This window comes from Blastococcus sp. SYSU D00695 (assembly GCF_054050555.1).
In genome coordinates this window covers 119,554-138,916 of the sequence record NZ_JBJGZP010000004.1, presented here as the reverse complement: position 1 = coordinate 138,916, position 19,363 = coordinate 119,554, and the positions used below count along the sequence as shown (strand labels likewise).

The following is a 19,363-nucleotide window of genomic DNA, read 5'->3' as shown; positions in this document are numbered from 1 at the left end:
GCGGGCCCGACCGCGCCGCCCCGGACCGGCGCGGGGGTCCGGGGACGACGCCCCGGCCTGCGACGTTGCAGGGACAGGCGCCCCCAGCAGCGGCGTCACGGGGACCCGCGCCCCGACGAGCGAGGACCCGAGGAGCGACCACATGGCAACCACGTCCGCGCCGGCCCCGACGGCTGCACCTCCCGCCGTCCCGGAGCCGGGCCCGGCGCGGACCGCGCGCCCGGCGGCGGGGGCACGCCCGTGGCAGGAACGGTTCGCGCGGACCGCCGGGACCGTCGTGAGCCTGGCCGCGATCTGGTCCCTGCTGTCGATCGTCGCGCGCGGCTCGTTCCGCGACCTCGGGGACACCCTCTTCGGCATCGTCAACCTGCCGGTGGGTCCCACGCTGTTCAACCTGGCCCTGCTGTTCCTGCTGGCGGGCACGCTGCACCGCCGGATGCGGTTGGGCGCCTGGGTCCTGTTCCTCTTCCAGGTCCTGGCCCTGCTCGACGCGGCGGCCGTCGTGCTGCTGGCCCTCAGCAACGAGGGGGGCTCGCTGCTGCGCCAGTTCTCGGCCTGGGACTGGGTCGAGCTCGGGGTCGTCACGGTCAGCGCGCTGGTCCTCGCCCCGGTGGTGTGGGCCGCCCGGCCGGCCTTCCCCGCCCGCCTGTACCGCCCCTCGCGCCGCGCGGCGCCGCTGGTGCTGCTCGTCGGGCTGGCGGTCTCCGCCGCGGTCTCGCTGCTGCTCACCTGGCTGTTCCCGCGCAGCCTGGAGGGAGCGGGCGAGCGGGTGCTGTGGGCGCTGCGCGTCGTCGTCGGCGTGGACACCGGGCGCCTGGACGCGGCCGGCACCCTGCACCAGGGCCACCAGTGGGTCGCCGCCGTCGTCGGGCTGCTCTCGGGCCTCGCGCTCGTCGTCGCGGCCGTCGTCTTCCTCCGGGCCGCCCGCGCCAAGCCCTTCCTCGACGCGGAGGACGAGCTCGACGTCCGCCGCCTGCTCGCCGACTGGGGCGGCCGCGACTCGCTCGGCTACTTCGCGACCCGCCGCGACAAGTCCGTGGTGTTCGGCCCCGGGCGGCGGGCGGCGGTCACCCACCGCGTCCTGGCCTCCGTGAGCCTGGCCTCCGGCGACCCGGTCGGGTCACCGGACGCCTGGGCGCCGGCCATCCGCGACTGGCTGGCCGAGGCGCGCACCTACGGCTGGTACCCGGCGGTGCTCGGGGTCAGCGAGGCCGGCGCCCGCGCCTACGTCGCCGCCGGGCTCAAGGCGATCCCGATCGGGGACGAGGCGGTCGTCGACGTCCGGTCCTTCTCCCTGCGCTCCTCGGCACTGCAGCCCGTGCAGCGGGCGGTCGACCGCGTGGCCCGGGCCGGGTACACGCTCACGGTCGTCCGGCACGCCGACCTCGGCGACGACGGGTTCGCCGAGATCGCGCGGTGCGCCGAGGCGTGGCGGGGCGACGAGCCCGAGCGTGGCTTCTCGATGGCCCTCAACCGGCTCGGGGACCCGGCCGACGGGCACTGCGTCGCCGTGCTCGCCCGCGACCCCGCCGGCCGGCTGCAGGGCGTGCTGTCGTTCGTGCCGTGGGGCACCAACGGCCTGTCGCTGGAGCTCATGCGGCACGACCCGGACGCGGAGAATGGCCTGACCGAGGCGATGGTGGCGGCCGCGATCGGCGCCTGCCCGGACCTGGGCGTCGCGCGCGTGTCGCTCAACTTCGCGGTCCTCCGGGGCATCTTCGAGGCGGCGGAGCGGGTCGGCGCCGGCCCCCTGGTCCGCACCGGCAACGCCGCGCTCGTGTTCGCCTCGCGCTTCTGGCAGCTGCAGTCGCTCTACCGGACGACGGCCCGCTACCGGCCCCGCTGGGAGCCGCGCTACATCTGCTACGACACCGTCTTCACCCTCCCCCGCGTCGCCGTCGCCTCGATGGCCGCCGAGGGCTTCCTCCCGCTGTGGGGCGCCGACGTCCCCGACACCGGCGAGCGGACCGTGACGCAGGAGGGCCGCACGGTGCCGCTGGCCGAGGCCGTCGCCGAGCTGGAGCGGCAGGCGGCGGCCCGCGGCGTCGACGGCCCGCGGCTGACCCAGCAGGAGCGGGACCGGCGCGCGGCGATGGAGTTCCTTCGCGCCACCGGCATGGAGCCCTACCCGGCGTCGGTGCCCCGGACCTGCGACGTCCGGACCCTGCGCGCGGCCCACGCAGGCCTCCCGGCCGGGACGCGCACCGGCCGCACCGAGTCGGTGACCGGGCGCGTGCGGGCGGTCCGCGACTTCGGCGGCCTGGTGTTCGCCGTCCTCCAGGAGGAGGGCGCGCTGCTGCAGGTGATGCTGACCCGCGACGCCGTCGGCACGGACTCGATCCGCACGTGGCGGCGGGGCGTCGACCTGGGCGACGTCGTCAGCGTGACCGGCGAGGTCGTCGCCTCCGACACCGGCGAGCTGTCCGTGGTCGCGCACTCGTGGGCGATGGCCGCCAAGTGCCTGGAGCCGGTCCCGGGGCTGCGGGGCTCGTTCAGCGACCCCGAGGCCCGCGTGCGGGAGCGGCACCTGGACCTGATCGTCAACGAGCCCTCGCGCGCCACCGTGCTCGCCCGCAGCCGGGCGGTGCGGGCGCTGCGCGACCTGCTCACCGGCCGCGGCTTCAGCGAGGTGGAGACGCCGGTGCTGCAGGCGGTGCACGGCGGCGCGCAGGCCCGCCCGTTCACCACGACGATCAACGCCTACGGCATGGGCCTGTACCTGCGGATCGCGCCGGAGCTGTTCCTCAAGCGGCTGTGCGTGGGCGGCCTGCAGAACGTGTTCGAGCTGGGCCGCAACTTCCGCAACGAGGGCGCCGACGCCACGCACAACCCGGAGTTCACCTCCCTGGAGGTGTACCAGGCGTACGCGGACTACACGGTCATGCGCACCCTCACCCAGGAGCTGATCGTCGCCGCGGCGGTCGCCATGCACGGCGCGCCGGTGGCGATGCGGCCCGACACCGGGCCGGTCGACCTGTCCGGCCCGTGGCCGGTCGTGCCGGTGCACGAGGCGGTCAGCCGCGCGACGGGCGTGCAGCTGGACCCGGGGACCCCGAAGGAGGACGTCCTCGCGGTCTGCCGTCGCCTGGGCGTGCACGTACCGGCCCGGGCGAGCGCGGGCGAGGCGGTGCTCGAGCTGTACGACGCGCTGGTCGAGCCCGCGACGACGACGCCGACCTTCTACACCGACTTCCCGCTGGAGACCTCGCCGCTGACCCGGGTGCACCGGGAGGACCCGCGGCTGTCCGAGCGCTGGGACCTCGTGGCCTTCGGCATGGAGCTGGGCACCGCGTACACCGAGCTGACCGACCCCGTCGACCAACGGCACCGGTTCACCGAGCAGTCGCTGCGCGCGGCGGCCGGCGACCCGGAGGCCATGCAGCTCGACGAGGACTTCCTGCGCGCGATCGCCCACGGCATGCCGCCGACCGGTGGCCTGGGGCTCGGCGTCGACCGGCTGGTCATGCTGCTGACCGGCGGCACCGTGCGCTCGACGCTGGCGTTCCCCTTCGTGCGCCCCGACCGCCGGCGCTGAGCCGCCGGGGCGGCCCCGCCGCGGTGCGGCGCTGCCCGGGGTAGTCAGGGTGGTCCGGGCCGTGGGTGGTCGGGTGCCACGGGTGCTCGACCTCACCTCCCCCGCGGGGCGGGACCGTCGTCCGCCGGTGTTGTACGAGGCGATGACCACCCCGGTGCTCGCCCCCTCCCCCGCCCGCCTGTGGACCCCCTCCCGCGTCCTCGTCACCCGCTCCGCGGCCGAGCGCCCGCACGGGCAGCGCGTCATCGCCCGGCTGGAGGCGGCCGGGGTCGACGCGATCGAGCTGCTGCGCGGCGACCGGCTCCCGAACCTCCGCGGGGACGGCGACCGCGCGGCCTTCATGGCGGCCAAGGACACGATGGCGCTGGTCGTCCCGCCACCGTCGAAGCGGGCGCTGCAGCCCATCCCACCGTCGGCGGACTTCCGGCTCGACCTCGCCGAGGGCTGCCCCGCCCACTGCCAGTACTGCTACCTCGCCGGCTCGCTGTCCGGGCCACCGATCACCCGGGTGTGGGCCGACCTCGACGAGGTGCTCGACGGGCTGGACGGCTACGTCGGCCGCGGCGCCGTCACCTCCGGCACCGCCGGGCGCGGCGAGGAGGGGACGACGTTCGAGGCGTCCTGCTACACCGACCCGCTGGCCCTGGAGCACCTGACCGGCGGGCTCGCGCGGATGGTCGAGCACTTCGGCACCCATGACTGGCCGGGCCCCGTGCAGCTGCGCGCCACCACCAAGTTCGACGACGTCGCGGGCCTGCTCGACCTGCCCCACGGCGGGCGGACGCGGCTGCGCTCCTCGGTCAACGCGGCGTCGGTCGACCGCCGCTTCGAGGGGGCGACGGCGAAGGTGCCCGCCCGGCTGGCCGCCTTGGGCGCCGTCGCCGCGGCCGGCTACCCCGTCGGGCTCACCATCGCGCCGATCATGCCGGTGCCGGGGTGGCGGGAGGAGTACGGCGAGCTGCTCGACGCCGCCGCGGCCGCCCTGCCGGCCGGCGCCGACCTGACCGTCGAGTGCATCACCCACCGGTTCACGCCCGGCTCGAAGCAGACCCTGCTGGACTGGTACCCGCGGACGAGGCTGGAGATGGACGAGGAGCGGCGCACCACCAAGCGCGGCCGGTTCGGCTCGGTCAAGCACGTGTACCCGAGGGACACGATGGCCGAGCTGCGCAGCTGGTTCGAGCGCGAGCTCCCCGCCCGCCTCCCCGCAGCGCGCCTCCTCTACTGGACCTGAGCCCCGTCCTGGATTTGAGCCCCGCCGTCGTCCCCTCTCCAGGCATGGGAGGCCATCCCCTCGTCTCGGGCCCCCGGACGTGGGGATCGCCTCCCATGCCGGCCGGGCTCGCCCCGGGCCCGGCCGGCTTCTCCCGGACGTGGGGATGGCCTCCCGTGCCCGCCGTAGGCTGGCGCCTCGTGCTCGTCCTGCTGCCCCCGTCGGAGACCAAGCACCCCGGCGGGGACGGCGCCCCGCTCGACCTGGCGACGCTGGCCACGCCGGAGCTCACGCCGGTGCGCGAGCGGCTGGTCGAGGCGCTGACCTGCCTGGCCGCCGACCCGGCGCTGGCGTGCTCGGTGCTCGGGCTGTCGGCGAAGCAGACCGGCGAGGCCGCACGCAACGGCAGCCTGCGGACGGCGCCCACCCTGCCGGCGCTCGAGCGCTACACCGGCGTCCTCTACGACGCCCTCGACGTCCGCTCGCTGACCCGGGCCCAGCGCGCCCGCGCCGACCGCCGCCTGGCCGTCGGCTCGGCGCTGTTCGGGCTGGTCCGCGGCGCCGACGCCATCCCCGCCTACCGGCTCTCGGCCGGCACCGTGCTGCCCGGCCTCCCCACGCTGCGGGCGCTGTGGAAGCCGCTGCTCTCCCCGGTGCTGGCCAGCGCCGGCGAGCTCGTGGTCGACCTGCGCAGCGGCTCCTACCAGGCGCTGGCGCCGGTGCCGGGCGCGGTGACCGTCGACGTGCTCAGCGAGCGCCCCGACGGCTCGCGGTCGGTGGTGAGCCACTTCAACAAGGCGCACAAGGGCCGGGTCGCCCGGCTGCTGGCCACCACCACGGCCGAGCCCGCGGACGTCGTCCGGCTGCGGGCGCTGCTGCGCCGGGCGGGGTTGCACGTGGAACACGACGGCGGCAGCGCGCTGACCCTGGTCGTCCCGGCGGACGAGGTGACCCGGCGGACCAGGTGAGCTGGCCGACCAGATGAGCCGGCCGACCAGGTGAGCCGGGACCGAGGCCGGGCGGGGTCTGACGGCTCTCGGGGTCGGCCGAGCCGGGGGCCGGGCGGGCCGAGCGGGCGCAGGCCCCGGGTCCGGCGCGGCTGTTGCCCCGGCCCCATGGGCATGTCATAACTGTCCCGACACCGGGGCGGCGCAGCGGCGGCCCGCAGCGCGTCCCCCGGGGCAGAGGAGAGCCCGTGCCAGACGCCGCGCCGCCGGGGCCCGCCGCCGGCGGACCGGCGACCGCCCGTGCCGCCGCCGCTCTCCGGGTCGACGCGGCGCGGATCCGGGCCGCACTGCGGCTGCGGCCCGCCGAGGCCGGCAACCCCGCCCTCGACCGCATCTCCGCCCTGGCGGCGCAGCTGCTGGGGGCACGGTCGGCGCAGGTGAACCTGCTCGACGAGGTGCTCCTCGTGGCCGGCGCGGCCGGGGACGCCGAGGCGACCGTGGGCACCGAGATGCCCGTGGAGGAGTCGTTCTGCAGCCTCGCCGTCGCCCAGCGCGCCCCGCTGGTGATCGGCGACGCCGCCACCGACGAGCGGGTCCGCGAGCTGCACTGGGTCACCGGCGGCCGGATCGGCGCCTACCTCGGCGCGCCGCTGGCCGGTCCCGACGGGCAGACCGTGGGCACGCTGTGCGTCTTCGACCCCCTCCCGCGGGACTGGACGGACGCCGACGCCGGCCTGCTCGCCCAGCTGGCCGCCTCCGCCGCCACCGAGCTGGAGCTGGACGCGCTGGCCCGGGAGTACGAGCAGGTCCGGCTCGGCTGGCGGCTGGCGATGGACGCCGGCGGGGTCGGCGCGTTCGACTGGGACCTGCGCACCGGGGAGCTGTCCTGGGACGAGCGGCTCATCACGATGTTCGGCTACACGCCGGAGACCTTCACCGCCACCATCGACGCGTTCAGCGCGCGGCTGCACCCCGGCGACCTCGCCCGGGTGACCGAGGCCCTGCAGGGGGCCGTGGAGAGCCGCGGCGTGCTCGACGTCGAGTACCGGATCATCCTGCCCAGCGGGGAGATCCGCTGGGCACACTCCCGCGGGCGGACCGTCAGCGACGCCGACGGGGCACCGCTGCGCTTCCTCGGGTCCGCCTACGACACCACCGAGCGGCGGGCGCGGGACGTGCGGGTCACCCGCGTCCTGGAGGCCATGCCCGCCGGCTTCTACTCCCTCGACCCCGACTGGCGGTTCACCTACGTCAACGCCGAGGCCGAGCGGCTGCTGTCGCACTCCCGCGACGACCTGCTCGGCGAGCTGCTCTGGGACGCCTTCCCCGCCACGGTGGGCAGTGTGTTCGAGGAGCGGTACCGCACCGCCGTCCGGACGGGGCGGCCGGCGACCTTCGACGCCTACTACCCGCCGCCGCTGGACGGCTGGTTCGAGCTGCGGGCCTGGCCGAGCCCCGAGGGCCTGTCGGTCTACTTCACCGAGGTGACCGAGCGCCGCAACGTGCAGGCGCGGGCCGAGCGGGCCGCCCAGCGGCTGGCCCTGCTCGCCCAGGTGAGCGCCGAGCTGTCCGGCACGCTGGACGTCCAGGGCGCCACCGGGCACCTGCCGCGGCTGGTGGTGCCGGCGCTGGCCGAGTGGTGCATCGTCACCCTGGTCGACGACGACGGCCGGCTGCGCGACGCCGGCCACTGGCACGCCGACCCGGACCGGCGCGACCTGGTCGCCCGCTACGCCGGCAACCGGCTCGACGCCATGCCCGCCACGGCACCGGTGCCGCGGGCGCTGCTCTCGGGGGAGCCGGTGCACGCCGCCGGTCAGGAGGTGCTGGCCCTGCTCTCCCCGGGCACGGCGCACGACGCCCTGGCCGAGCTCGCCCCCGAGCGCGGGGTGGTGCTGCCGATGCGGGCCCGCGGCCGCACCCTCGGCGTCCTCACGCTGTTCTTCCGGCCGGGCTGGACGCCCCGGCAGGAGGACCTGGCGACCGCCCAGGACGTCGCCGACCGGGCGGGGCTGGCCCTGGACAACGCCCGGCTGTACCGGCAGCAGCAGCAGCTCGCCGAGGGCCTGCAGCGCAGCCTGCTCACCGAGCCGCCCGAGCCGGACCACGCCCAGATCGCCGTGCGCTACCTGCCCGCCGCGGAGGCGGCCCGGGTGGGCGGCGACTGGTACGACGCCTTCCTGCAGTCCTCCGGGGCCACCGTCCTCGTCATCGGTGACGTCGTCGGCCACGACACCGAGGCCGCGGCCGCCATGGGGCACCTGCGCGGCCTGCTGCGCGGCATCGCCACCTACAGCGACGCCGCCCCGGCCGAGGTGCTGCGCGGCCTGGACGCCTCGATGGCCGTGCTCGGCACCGACGTGCTGGCCACCGCGGCCGTCGCCCGGCTGGAGCAGACCGACGACGAGCTGCGTCGCGGCCTGACCCGGCTGCGCTGGGCGAACGCCGGGCACCTGCCGCCGCTGGTGCTGCGCCCCGACGGCAGCGTCGGGGAGCCGGCCTCGTGGCTCGGCGACCTGCTGCTGGGCGTGGACTCGGGCACGGCGCGGCGCGAGTACGAGCTCGTCCTGGAGCGGGGCTCGACGGTGCTGCTCTACACCGACGGGCTCGTCGAGCGCCGCGACTCCGACCTGGACGCCGGCATCCGGCGGCTGCGGGAGACCCTCGCGGAGCTCGCCCACCTGCCCCTGGAGCAGCTGCTGGACGAGGTGCTGGAGCGGCTGGTCGACGGCCGGCCCGAGGACGACGTCGCGCTGGTCGCCGTCCGGCTGCACCGGCAGGACCGGCCGCGGCCCGCCGAGGCCGGTCCCAACCGCGTGTCCGCCGTCGTGCCCGACGACCCCGCGACCGCCTGACCGCCGGTCAGGCGGCGAGCGACCCGCGTCCGCGCAGGTGCGGCGCGTGCGCGGCGGCCTCCCGCTCGGCGGCCTGCTTGAGCTCGGCGGCGACGTCGGCGAAGGAGTCCAGGGCCGGGTTGACGCCGACGAGGGTGAACTCGCGCTCGACCACGCGCAGATCGAGCTGCCAGACGTCCTCGAGGATGCGGCGCATCCAGGAGGTGGCGTGATCCCAGCCCTCGCGCGGAGTGCCCGCGGAGTAGTTGCCGCCGCGGACGGTGACGAGGACGGCGGGCCTGCCCGCCAGCGGCGGCGGCGCGCCGGGACCCATCCGCGGATCGGTGATCACCAGGTCGGCCCAGGTCTTGAAGTGCTGGGAGACGCCGAAGTTGTACAGCGGCACGGCGAACAGCAGCGCCTCGGCGTCGACGAGCTCGTCGGTCAGCGTGGCCGCCAGGGCCACGGCCTCGGCCTGCTCGGCGGTGCGCTCCTCGGCCGGCGTGGCAGAGCCGGTGACGGCCGCGGCCCAGGCGGTGGCCGGCACGGGCTCGGTGCCGAGGTGTCGACGGACCACGGGGGCCGAGGGGTCGCCCTCGCGCCACCCCGCCTCGACGATGTCAGCGATCTCGCGGCTGGCCGAGCCCTCGACGCGGATGCTGGCGTCCAGTCGGAACAGGGACATGGGTGCTCGCTCTCTGGAAGTTGCTAGGAAACTGCTAGTACTTCGAGAAGGCTAGCACTTCGGGAAGCGAAGTGACTCCCGGGTCGGGTCGCCTAGGATGAGCGCGTGTCCGAGGAGGCCCTGCACACCCCGCAGGCGTGCGACGACGCGCTGAGCCGCGCCTTCGGCTTCCTCGGCAAGCGCTGGAATGGGCTGATCATCGGCGTGCTGACCCGGGGCCCGGCCACCTTCAGCGGGGTGCGCCGTGCGGTCGGGGGGATCAGCGACTCGGTGCTGTCCGACCGGTTGACCGAGCTGGCGGCAGCCGGGCTGGTGCACCGGGCCGTCGACCCGGGCCCGCCGGTCGCGGTGACCTACGAGCTCACCGACGCCGGTGCCGCCCTGCTGCCCGTGCTCGACCACCTCACCGAGTGGGCCCGGGCCAACCTCCCGGTCGAGGGGTGCAGAGAGGCGCTGTGACCGCCGACGAGGAGCTGTGCCTGCGGCCGGCCACCGAACTCGCGGCGCTCGTGCGGGCCCGGGAGGTGTCCGCCCGCGAGCTGCTCGAGGCGCACCTGGCCCGCATCGAGCGGGTGGACCCGGTGGTCAACGCGATCGTCACCCGGGACCCGGAGGGGGCGCGGGCGGCGGCCGACGCCGCGGACGCCGCCCTGGCCGCCGGCGACCCCGTCGGGCCGCTGCACGGGCTCCCGGCGGCGCACAAGGACACCCACGCCACCGGCGGCATGCGCACCACCTGGGGCTCCCCGCTGCACGCCGAGCACGTCCCGCTGCGCGACGAGCTCGTGGTGGAGCGGCTGCGGCGGGCCGGCGTGGTGCGGGTGGGGAAGACCAACACCCCGGAGTTCGCCGCCGGGTCGCACACCTTCAACACCCTGTTCGGCGCCACGCACAACCCCTACCGGCACGGGCTGTCGGCGGGCGGCTCCAGCGGCGGTGCCGCGGCCGCGCTCGCCGCCGGGCTCGTCGCCGTCGCCGAGGGCAGCGACATGGGCGGTTCCCTGCGCAACCCCGCCGCCTTCTGCGGCGTCGTCGGCCTGCGCCCGACCCCCGGCCGGGTGCCGACCTGGCCGGCGCCGATGGCCTGGTCCCAGCTGTCCGTGCAGGGGCCGATGGGGCGAACCGTCGGCGACGTCGCGCTCACCCTCGCCGCCATCGCCGGGCCCGACCCGCGGGTGCCGATCGCGCTGGAGGACGACGGCGCGTCCTTCGCCGCCCCGCTGGCCGGCGACCTGGCCGGGCTGCGGGTGGCGTGGGCGCCCGACCTCGGCGGCCGGATCGCCGTCGACCCCGCGGTGCGGGCGGCGCTGGCGCCGGCGGTCGCGGTGTTCGGCGACCTCGGCGCCGAGGTCGAGGAGGCCTGCCCGGACCTCAGCGGGGCCGACGACGTCTTCGGCACGCTGCGCGCGTGGCTGTTCGAGGCCGCGTTCGGCGAGCTGTCCCGCCGCGCCCCGGACCAGGTCAAGGAGACCATCCGGTGGAACGTGGCGCAGGGGGCCGGGCTCACCGGGGCCGACGTCGCGCGGGCCGAGCAGGAGCACACCCGGCTGTACGGGCGGGTCGTCGACTTCTTCGAGCGCTACGACGTCCTGCTGGCGCCCACCACGCAGGTGCTGCCCTTCCCCGTGGCGCAGGAGTACCCCACCGAGATCGACGGCGTCGCGCTCGGCACCTACCTGGAGTGGATGCGCTCCTGCACCCTGATCACCCCGACGGGCTGCCCGGCGCTGTCGGTGCCGGCCGGCCGCACGCCCGACGGTCTGCCGGTCGGGCTGCAGGTGGTCACCGCGCCGCGGGCCGACCGGCGGGCCCTGGAGGTCGGGGCGGCGTTCGAGCGGGCCCGCGGCCCGTTCCCGCCGCCGTCCCTCTGACGTCGCCCCCGGGACCGCCCGGCCCCGGATCCTCCGACCGCCCGACCTCGGTCCTCTGACGCCGTCTGCGGCTGTCTAGCGGTTCCGCTAGACAGCCGCAGACGACGGCATCGGGGCTCCTCAGCGGCGGCGCAGCCCCCGGAGGGTGCGGACGGCGACCAGCAGCTCGGCGAGCTCGTGCCGGTCCCCCGCGGTCAGGTCGGCCAGCTGCGCCGCGGCCCGCCGCTGCCCGGCGTCCCACTGCTCGACCCAGCGGGCCACCAGCTCGGCGGCGTCGGCGCCGGCCGGCGCACCCGCCACCACCTGGGCGGTCAGGGCGGCCTGCTCGCTGGCGATGTCGTCGCGCAGGGAGGCGCGGGCGAGCGAGGGCCAGCGCCGGTCCCGGGGCAGCGCCGTCACCCGGTCGTGGAGCGTGACCAGCCCGAGCCGCTCGGCCAGACACTGCTGCACCCGCCCGGCCAGCTCGATCGGCGCGCCGGTCCGCTCGGCCACCACCGCGAGGTCCAGCGCGGCGGGCAGCAGCGGGGCGGCCGCCGCCTCGGCGGCCATCTCCGCCGGGACGCCGACCGCACGGAGGCGCTCGGTCCGCTCGGCGTAGGCGGCGGCCTCGGCACCCAGCAGCCAGCCCGGCAGCCCCTCGCGCACGGTGGCGACGGGGCCGGCGAACCGGGCCACGACCTCGCCGATCGGAGCCGGGCGGTCCCCGGCCAGCTCGGGCAGCCGCAGCAGCCAGCGGGTCGCGCGCTCGGCCAGCCGCGTCCCCTCGGTGCGCAGCTCCACCTGCGTGGCGGCGGGCACCCGGTTGTCCAGCGGCCGGACGCCGTCCCACAGGCGGTCCACCGCGAACACGGCGCGGGCGACCGCGTGCGCGCGCACGACCCCGGCCGCCCCGACGCCGGTCTCCTCGACCAGCCGGAACAGGCCGGTGACGCCCGCGACGTTGACCGCCCGGTTCGTCAGCGCGGTCGCGACGATCTCCCGCCGCAGCGGGTGCCCGGCGACCGCCTCCGGGAAGCGCTCCCGCAGCGCGGTCGGGAAGTAGCCGGTGAGCAGCGGCTCCAGCGCCGGGTCGTCGGGCAGCCCGGAGGCCAGCACCGCCTCGCCGGCCTCCAGCTTGGCGTAGGCCAGCAGCACCGACAACTCCGGCCCGGTGAGCGCCTGCCCGTCGCGGCGCCGCTCGGTGAGCGCGCGGTCGTCGGGCAGGGCCTCGACCTCGCGCACCAGCCGGCCGGAGCGCTCCAGCGCGCGGATGAACCGCTGACCGGCGTCCAGCAGGCTGCGCGCCGCGGCCACGTCCCCGGCCAGGGTGGAGTTCTGGTCGTGGTTGTCGAGGAGGACCGCGACGGCGACCTCGTCCGTCATCTCCTGCAGCAGCGCGGCGCGGCCGGGCGCGTCCAGCTCCCCGCGCTGGACGACGCCGTTCAGCGCGATCTTGATGTTGACCTCGTGGTCGGAGGTGTCGACCCCGGCGGAGTTGTCGATGGCGTCGGTGTTGACCCGCCCGCCGGACAGCGCGAACTCGACTCGGCCGCGCTGGGTGAGGCCGAGGTTGCCGCCCTCCCCGACGACGCGGACCCGCAGCTGGCGGCCGTCGACGCGGACGGCGTCGTTGGCCTTGTCGCCGACCTCCAGGTCGCTCTCCGTCGAGGCCTTCACGTAGGTCCCGATGCCGCCGTTGAACAGCAGGTCGACCGGGGCGAGCAGCACCGCCCGGATGAGCTCGACCGGCGAGAGGCTGTCCACGTCGTCGGGCAGGCCCAGCGCCGAGCGCATCGGCTCGCTGACCGGGATCGCCTTCGCCGTCCGCGGCCAGACCCCGCCGCCGGGGCTGATCAGCGCCGGGTCGTAGTCCGCCCACGAGGAGCGGGGCAGCTCGAACAGCCGCCGACGCTCGGCGTAGGAGGTCGCCGCGTCCGGGTCCGGGTCGACGAACACGTGCCGGTGGTCGAACGCGGCCACCAGGCGGATGTGCTCCGACAGCAGCATCCCGTTGCCGAACACGTCGCCGGACATGTCGCCGACGCCGACGACCGTGAACTCCTGGGTCTGGACGTCGACCCCGAACTCGCGGAAGTGCCGGGTCACCGACTCCCAGGCACCGCGGGCGGTGATGCCCATGGCCTTGTGGTCGTACCCGACCGAGCCGCCGGAGGCGAACGCGTCGCCCAGCCAGTAGCCGCGCTCGATCGCGACCTCGTTGGCCAGGTCGGAGAAGGTCGCCGTCCCCTTGTCGGCCGCGACGACCAGGTAGCTGTCCTCGCCATCGTGGCGCACGACGCCCTCGGGCGGGACGACCGCACCGTCGACCAGGTCGTCGGTGATCGACAGCAGCGCGCCGATGAACAGCCGGTAGCAGGCCTGGCCCTCGGCCAGCTGCGCGTCGCGCGAGGCGTCGGCCGGCGGGCGCCGGACCACGAAGCCGCCCTTGGCGCCGGTCGGCACGATGACGGTGTTCTTCACCATCTGCGCCTTGACCAGGCCCAGGATCTCCGTGCGCAGGTCCTCGTGCCGGTCGGACCACCGCAGCCCACCGCGGGCGACGGCGCCGAAGCGCAGGTGCACGCCCATCACCCGCGGCGAGCTGACCCACACCTCCCGCTCCGGGCGCGGCTGCGGGACGTCGGGCACCTCGGCCGGGTGCAGCTTGAGCGCCAGCGGGGTGCCGGGCGGGGCGGGCGCGTAGTAGGTGGTGCGCTGGGTCGCCAGCACGGCGGCCAGCAGCGCGGTGAGGACGCGGTCGGCGTCCAGCGACTCGACCTCGCCGATCGCCGTCCGCAGCGAGTCGGCCAGCTCCTGCTGGCGCCGCTCGCGGCCGGTGGCCCGGTCCGGGGAGAAGCGCGTCTCGAACAGGGCCACCAGCCGGGCGACGATGCCGGGGTGCGCGGCGAGCGTGGACTCCACGTAGGCCTGGCCGAAGGGCAGACCGGCCTGGCGCAGCCACTGCACGTAGGCGCGGACGACGGTGACCTGACGCCAGTTCAGCCCGGCCAGCAGGACCAGCGCGCCGAGGCCGTCGTCCTCGGCCTCGCCCCGCCACACCGCCAGGACGGCGTCGGTGAACCGCTCCGGCAGGGACCCGGCGAACGGCAGGTCACCGACGGGGGCGGACAGGCCGAAGTCGTAGATCCACGCGTGCGGGGCGCCGATCCGGTCGATCTCGTAGGGCCGCTCGTCGACGACGTCGACGCCCATGTGCTGCAGCACCGGGAGGACGTCGGACAGCAGCAGCCGCTCCCCCACCCGGTAGACCGACAGCCGGGCCTCCCCGCCGTCCCGCGGCCGGCGCAGCCGCAGGCCGAGCTCGCCGGGGCCCAGCGCGTCCAGCCGCGCCAGGTCGTCGACGGCCGTCGCGGCGGGGAAGTCCTCCTGGTAGGCGGCCGGGAAGGCGTCGGCGACGCGGGCCAGCAGCCGCTCGCCCTCCACCCCGTAGCGCCCGCGCAGGGCGTCGGTCAGGTCGTCGGTCCAGCTGCGGGCGGCCGCGGCGAGCTCGGCCTGCAGCGTGGCGACGTCGACCTCGGGCAGCGCGGCCCGGCCCTCGCGGGCGACCGGCGGCCGCACCACGAAGTGCAGCCGGGCCAGCACCGACTCGGTGACGCGGGCGGTGTACTCGATGCCGCTGCCGCCCAGCCGGGCCAGCAACAGCTGCTGCATGCGGGTGCGGACCTCGGTGGTGTACCGGTCGCGCGGCAGGTACACCAGCGCCGACCAGAAGCGTCCCTGCGGCTCGCGGCGGAGGAACAGCCGGGTCTGGCGGCGCTCCTGCAGCTGCAGGGCCCCCAGCGCGACCGGCAGCAGCTCGTCCGCGCCGACCTGGAACAGCTCGTCGCGCGGGTGCGTCTCGAGCAGGTCCACCAGCTCCTTGCCGGTGTGGCTGTCGGCGGTGACCCCGGTGCGGGCGACGACCTGGGCCACCCGCCGGCGCACGACCGGCACGTCGCGCACGCTGCTGGCGTAGGCCGCGGTCGACCAGAGCCCGGCGAGGCGGTGCTCGCGCACCACGCCGTCGTCGCCCGGCAGGGTCACGGTGACCAGGTCCAGCCAGGCCCGGCGGTGCACGGTCGCCCGGACGTCGGCCTTGGTGACCGCGAGCAGCTCCGCGCCGTCGGCCGCCGGGGCCTCGGGCGGGGCGGCACCGCCGGCGGGGTCGCTGCGCAGCATGCCCAGGCCGCTGCCGGGCACCGCGCGGACGGCGTCGCCGTCACCGGCGGGCAGCTCGACGTCGCGCGCGCCGAGGAAGACGAAGTGGCCGTCGGCCAGCCAGCGCAGCAGCGCGGCGGCCTCGGCCGGGTCCTGCGCGGGGTCCTGGGCAGAGACCGTGGGCGGCTGCGCAGCGCCGGGCGCCGGGTCCTGCGCCGGGTCCTGGGCCGGGTCCTGCACGGTGCTCTGCGCCGGCTCCTGCGCGGCGCGCGGCAGCCGGTCCAGGCGGTCGGCGAGCGCCCGCGCCCGCTCCCGCATCCGGTCGGCGTCCTCGTCGACGGCCCGGACGTCGGCCAGCACGGTGCGCAGCCCGCCGACGAGGTCGCTGCGCGCCTCGTCGTCCAGCGGCCCGTCGAGGACGACGGCCATCCACGACTCGACCACCGCGTCGGCACCCGGGACGCCGTCGACGAGCTCGGTGATCCGGCCCCCCGCGTCCCGCCGGACGGCGAGGATCGGGTGGACGACGTGCTCGAGCCGGAAGCCCTGGCGGACCACCTCGGCGGTGACGGAGTCGACCAGGTAGGGCATGTCGTCGGTCACGACGAAGACCACGGAGCGGGGACGGTCACCGCCCTCGCGGTGGGTGACCTCGACCGCGGCCGACCCCGGCGGCCGCACGGTGGCCACCCGCAGGTGGTCCAGCGCCAGGGTCGCGAGCTCGGCGGGGTGCTGGCGGACCACCTCGGCCGCCGGCTCGCTGCGGTAGTAGCGGCGGATCAGGCCGGGGAGGTCGTCCGGGGTGCACCCCGGCGGGAGCTCCGCGGAGGTCTCGGGTGCCTGCTCGGCCGCCTCGGCGAGGAGGCGCCGCTTCTCCTCGTGGGCGGCTTCCAGCGCGGCGACGTCGTCCGGGCCGCTGCCGTCGGCGGTGGGGGGCTGGGGGTCGGCCTCGGCGACGCTGCCGGGAGTGCGGACCATGACACGAAACTATCCCTGCCGCGGGCCGCGAGCCCGCCGACGCGGCGGGTGAGGCCCGGATCACCGGGGTCGGGGTGAGGCGGGCCACGCAGCGGCGACCGGCCACCGGGGACCGACGGCCGGGGGCGGGACCGCGTGCGGTCAGTCGCGGTCGAGCACCTGGTCGATCACCCAGCCGCCGATGGCGAGCAGGAGGCCGCCGAGCAGCGCGCTGCCGAAGCCGTCGACGGTCAGGCGGTCGGTGAGCGCCGCGGTCAGGCCGAGCAGCGCGGCGTTGACCACCAGCAGGAAGAGCCCCAGCGTGACGATGACGAACGGCAGCGCGAACAGCCGCAGCACCGGCCCGACGATCGCGTTGACCACCGCGAAGACGAGCGCGATCCACAGCCAGGTGCCGAACTCGCCGAGCGGGCCGTCGGGGTTGGGGATCACCTCCACGCCGTCGAGCAGGTAGGCGACGCCGTAGAAGACGCCGGCCATGAGCACGACCTTGATGGCGAACTTGATCACCCGCCGAACGCTAGCGGCCCCGGGCTCCCCCGGCCCGGACGAGGACTGTCTACGCCCGTCTAGCGTCGCCGCCAGAGAGCGGTAGAGGCCCGTCGAGGCGGGGCCGTCGGGTCCCGTCCCCCGTAGCCGGGCGAGGCCTTCCCCGTAGCCGGGCGGGGAACCCCCGTGGTCGTCACGGTGCCGCCGTCGCCGCGCCCGGCCCGAGCATCGGGGCATGCCGATCCCCGCGTTCCCGCAGCCCTCCGACGACGTCCTCCGCCAGGCCCGGCAGCGCGCGGTCGCCCTCCGCGCCCGCCGGCACCGGGCCGCCGTCCGCCGTTCCGCGCTGCTGCTGGCGGCGACTCCCCCGCTGCGCGTCCACTGACCTCACCGTCTCCGCCCCACCCGTCCCACGCGACACGCGTATGCCGTTCTACGGATGTCTACGGCGCGCGCTAGACGGGGCCATACGGTGCTCGACGTGGACCCCGTCCGGAACCCCTACGCCCCCGGCGCCGGCCAGCGCCCGCCCGAGCTCGCCGGCCGGGACGACGAGCTGTCGGCGTTCGACGTCGTCCTCGAGCGCATCGCGCGCGGCCGGCCGGAGCGGTCGCTGGTGCTCACCGGGCTGCGCGGCGTCGGCAAGACGGTGCTGCTCAACCAGCTGCGCTCGGCCGCGATCGGCCGCGGCTGGGGCACCGGCAAGATCGAGGCGCGGCCGGACCAGTCGCTGCGCCGGCCCGTCTCCTCGGCGCTGCACATGGCCCTGCGCGAGCTGCGCCACCCCGACCAGGAGTCGATGGACGCCGTCCTGGCCACCGTGAAGGCCTTTGCCCAGCGCGCGGTCGGCGCCGACGCGAAGGTGCGCGACCGGTGGCAGCCGGGCATCGACGTCCCCGCGGCCAGCGGGCGCGCCGACTCCGGGGACATGGAGATCGACCTGGTCGAGCTGCTCAGCGACGCCGCCGGTCTCGCCGCGGACGTCGGCAAGGGCGTGGCGCTCTTCATCGACGAGATGCAGGACGTGCAGGCCCCGGACGTCTCGGCCATCTGCGCGGCCTGCCACGAGCTGTCGCAGCAGGGGGCGCCGCTGATCGTCGTCGGCGCGGGCCTCCCCCACCTGCCCGCCGTCCTCAGCGCGTCGAAGAGCTACTCCGAACGGCTGTTCCGCTACCTGCGCATCGACCGGCTCGACCGCGACGCCGCCGACCGCGCGCTGCTGGCCCCCGCCGAGCGGGAGGACGTCGAGTTCGAGCCCGCGGCCCTGGACGCCCTGTACGCCGCCGCCGACGGCTACCCCTACTTCGTGCAGGCCTACGGCAAGGTCACCTGGGACGTCGCCGCCGCCTCCCCCATCACCGCCGCCGACGTCGCGATGGCCGCCCCCGTCGCCGAGGCCGAGCTCGCCGTCGGCTTCTTCGGCTCCCGCTACGACCGCGCGACCCCCGCCGAGCGGGAGTACATGCACGCCATGGCCGAGCTGGGCGGGCCGCAGGGCGCCGCGGTGGCCACCTCGGAGGTCGCGGTGTCCCTGGGCCGCAAGCCCGCGTCGCTGTCCCCCGCGCGCGACTCGCTGATCAAGAAGGGGCTCGTGTACTCGGCCGAGCGCGGGCAGATCGCCTTCACCGTCCCGCACTTCGGCCGGTACCTGCTCAGCCACCCGGACTGAGCCCCCGCGGACGGCCCCCGGGCTGAGCCCCGCGGACTGAGGTCCCCCGGGCTGAGGCCCCCCGGCATGGGAAGCCATCCCCCCGTGTCGGCGCCCCCGGACGTGGGGATCGCCTCCCATGCCTCAGGGGTTCGACGGCGGTTGCGCAGGGCAACGAGCAGCCGTGCCGGAGTGGATCCAAGCGGGGCTGTGGGGGCTGCTCGGCGGGGCGGCGCTCGTGCTGGGCGCGGCGATCGCCTGGTTCGTGCGCGTCCCGGCCGGCGTCATCGCGTCGGTGATGGCGTTCGGCTCGGGGGTGCTGATCTCCGCGGTGGCCTTCGACCTCGTCGCCGAGGCCGCCGACACCGGGGGGCTCGGCCCGACCGCGGTCGGCTTCCTCGGCGGCGCGCTGGCCTACCTGGGTGCCAACGCGCTCCTGGCCCGCCGCGGCGCCCGGCACCGCAAGCGCTCCGGCGGCCAGCAGCCGTCGGAGGACGAGCAGGCCGGCAGCGGCGCGGCCATCGCCGTGGGCGCCCTGCTCGACGGCGTGCCGGAGAGCGTCGTCCTCGGCCTGGGCCTGCTCGGCGGCGGCGGGGTGAGCCTGTCGGTGCTGGCCGCGGTGTTCATCTCCAACGTCCCCGAGGGGCTGTCCAGCGCGGCCGGGATGAAGCGCAGCGGCCGCCCGGCCGGCTACGTCTTCGGCATCTGGGGCGGCATCGCGCTGATCAGCGCCGTCGCCGCCCTGGTCGGCTACCTCGCCCTCGGCGGGGCCCCGCCCGAGGCGGTCGCCGTCATCACCGCGGTCGCGGCCGGCGCGATCCTCACGATGGTCGCCGACACGATGATCCCCGAGGCGTTCGAGCAGACCCGCACCTGGACCGGCCTCATCACGACCGTCGGCTTCCTCGTGGCCTTCGCGATCGAACGGGCCGGCTGAGCGCCGCGGCCCCGGCCGTGATCATCGGCGGGTGGCTGCTCGCCGCCCGCGTGTCGGCCGCCACCTGCCGATGATCACGGCTGGAACGG

The 19,363-nt window shown here is 76.4% G+C and carries 12 protein-coding genes; 9 read left to right on the top strand and 3 right to left on the bottom strand.

Annotated elements, in window-relative coordinates; genetic code table 11:
- Positions 1 to 142 precede the first annotated feature (142 nt).
- From lysX to ACI781_RS04375, 4 genes are all read left to right on the top strand, one after another.
- Entirely contained in the window at positions 143 to 3,535 is a 3,393-nt protein-coding gene (gene lysX / locus ACI781_RS04390; RefSeq protein ID WP_456564851.1) for a bifunctional lysylphosphatidylglycerol synthetase/lysine--tRNA ligase LysX, read from the top strand.
- Positions 3,536 to 3,662: 127 nt separating this feature from the next.
- On the top strand, positions 3,663 to 4,769 hold the full coding sequence (locus tag ACI781_RS04385; protein WP_456564850.1) for a spore photoproduct lyase family protein: 1,107 nt from the start codon (positions 3,663 to 3,665) through the stop codon (positions 4,767 to 4,769).
- Between the two features lie 155 nt (positions 4,770 to 4,924).
- Positions 4,925 to 5,716, top strand: coding sequence for a peroxide stress protein YaaA (yaaA, locus tag ACI781_RS04380; RefSeq protein ID WP_456564849.1), 792 nt, complete (start codon positions 4,925 to 4,927; stop codon positions 5,714 to 5,716).
- 227 nt (positions 5,717 to 5,943) lie between these two features.
- The gene (locus ACI781_RS04375; protein WP_456564848.1) at positions 5,944 to 8,550 is read left to right on the top strand and encodes a SpoIIE family protein phosphatase; all 2,607 of its coding nucleotides are present in this window, start codon (positions 5,944 to 5,946) and stop codon (positions 8,548 to 8,550) included.
- Positions 8,551 to 8,557: 7 nt separating this feature from the next.
- Here the strand turns inward: ACI781_RS04375 and ACI781_RS04370 are convergent, their stop codons facing one another.
- A complete protein-coding gene (locus ACI781_RS04370) occupies positions 8,558 to 9,214 on the bottom strand; it encodes an FMN-dependent NADH-azoreductase (protein WP_456564847.1) in 657 nt (218 codons plus the stop codon).
- 105 nt (positions 9,215 to 9,319) lie between these two features.
- On the opposite strand from ACI781_RS04370, the gene ACI781_RS04365 reads away from it, so the two are divergent.
- Both ACI781_RS04365 and ACI781_RS04360 read left to right on the top strand, forming a co-directional pair.
- A complete protein-coding gene (locus ACI781_RS04365) occupies positions 9,320 to 9,673 on the top strand; it encodes a winged helix-turn-helix transcriptional regulator (protein ID WP_456564846.1) in 354 nt (117 codons plus the stop codon).
- Entirely contained in the window at positions 9,670 to 11,085 is a 1,416-nt protein-coding gene (locus ACI781_RS04360) for an amidase (protein WP_456564845.1), read from the top strand. The genes ACI781_RS04365 and ACI781_RS04360 overlap by 4 nt, the downstream gene beginning before the upstream one ends.
- Before the next feature lie 120 nt (positions 11,086 to 11,205).
- Here the strand turns inward: ACI781_RS04360 and ACI781_RS04355 are convergent, their stop codons facing one another.
- A complete protein-coding gene (locus tag ACI781_RS04355; protein ID WP_456564844.1) occupies positions 11,206 to 16,200 on the bottom strand; it encodes an NAD-glutamate dehydrogenase in 4,995 nt (1,664 codons plus the stop codon).
- Positions 16,201 to 16,341: 141 nt separating this feature from the next.
- On the bottom strand, positions 16,342 to 16,710 hold the full coding sequence (locus ACI781_RS04350) for a phage holin family protein (protein WP_456564843.1): 369 nt from the start codon (positions 16,708 to 16,710) through the stop codon (positions 16,342 to 16,344).
- 214 nt (positions 16,711 to 16,924) lie between these two features.
- On the opposite strand from ACI781_RS04350, the gene ACI781_RS04345 reads away from it, so the two are divergent.
- The 3 genes from ACI781_RS04345 to ACI781_RS04335 all read left to right on the top strand — a co-directional run bounded on the left by ACI781_RS04345 (position 16,925) and on the right by ACI781_RS04335 (position 19,274).
- Positions 16,925 to 17,074 carry a hypothetical protein gene (locus ACI781_RS04345; protein WP_456564842.1) on the top strand — a complete coding sequence of 50 codons (150 nt, stop codon included), beginning with the start codon at positions 16,925 to 16,927 and terminating at the stop codon, positions 17,072 to 17,074.
- 96 nt (positions 17,075 to 17,170) lie between these two features.
- The gene (locus ACI781_RS04340; RefSeq protein WP_456564841.1) at positions 17,171 to 18,358 is read left to right on the top strand and encodes an AAA family ATPase; all 1,188 of its coding nucleotides are present in this window, start codon (positions 17,171 to 17,173) and stop codon (positions 18,356 to 18,358) included.
- A gap of 163 nt (positions 18,359 to 18,521) precedes the next feature.
- A complete protein-coding gene (locus ACI781_RS04335; protein ID WP_456564840.1) occupies positions 18,522 to 19,274 on the top strand; it encodes a ZIP family metal transporter in 753 nt (250 codons plus the stop codon).
- The last annotated feature ends 89 nt before the right edge of the window (positions 19,275 to 19,363 follow it).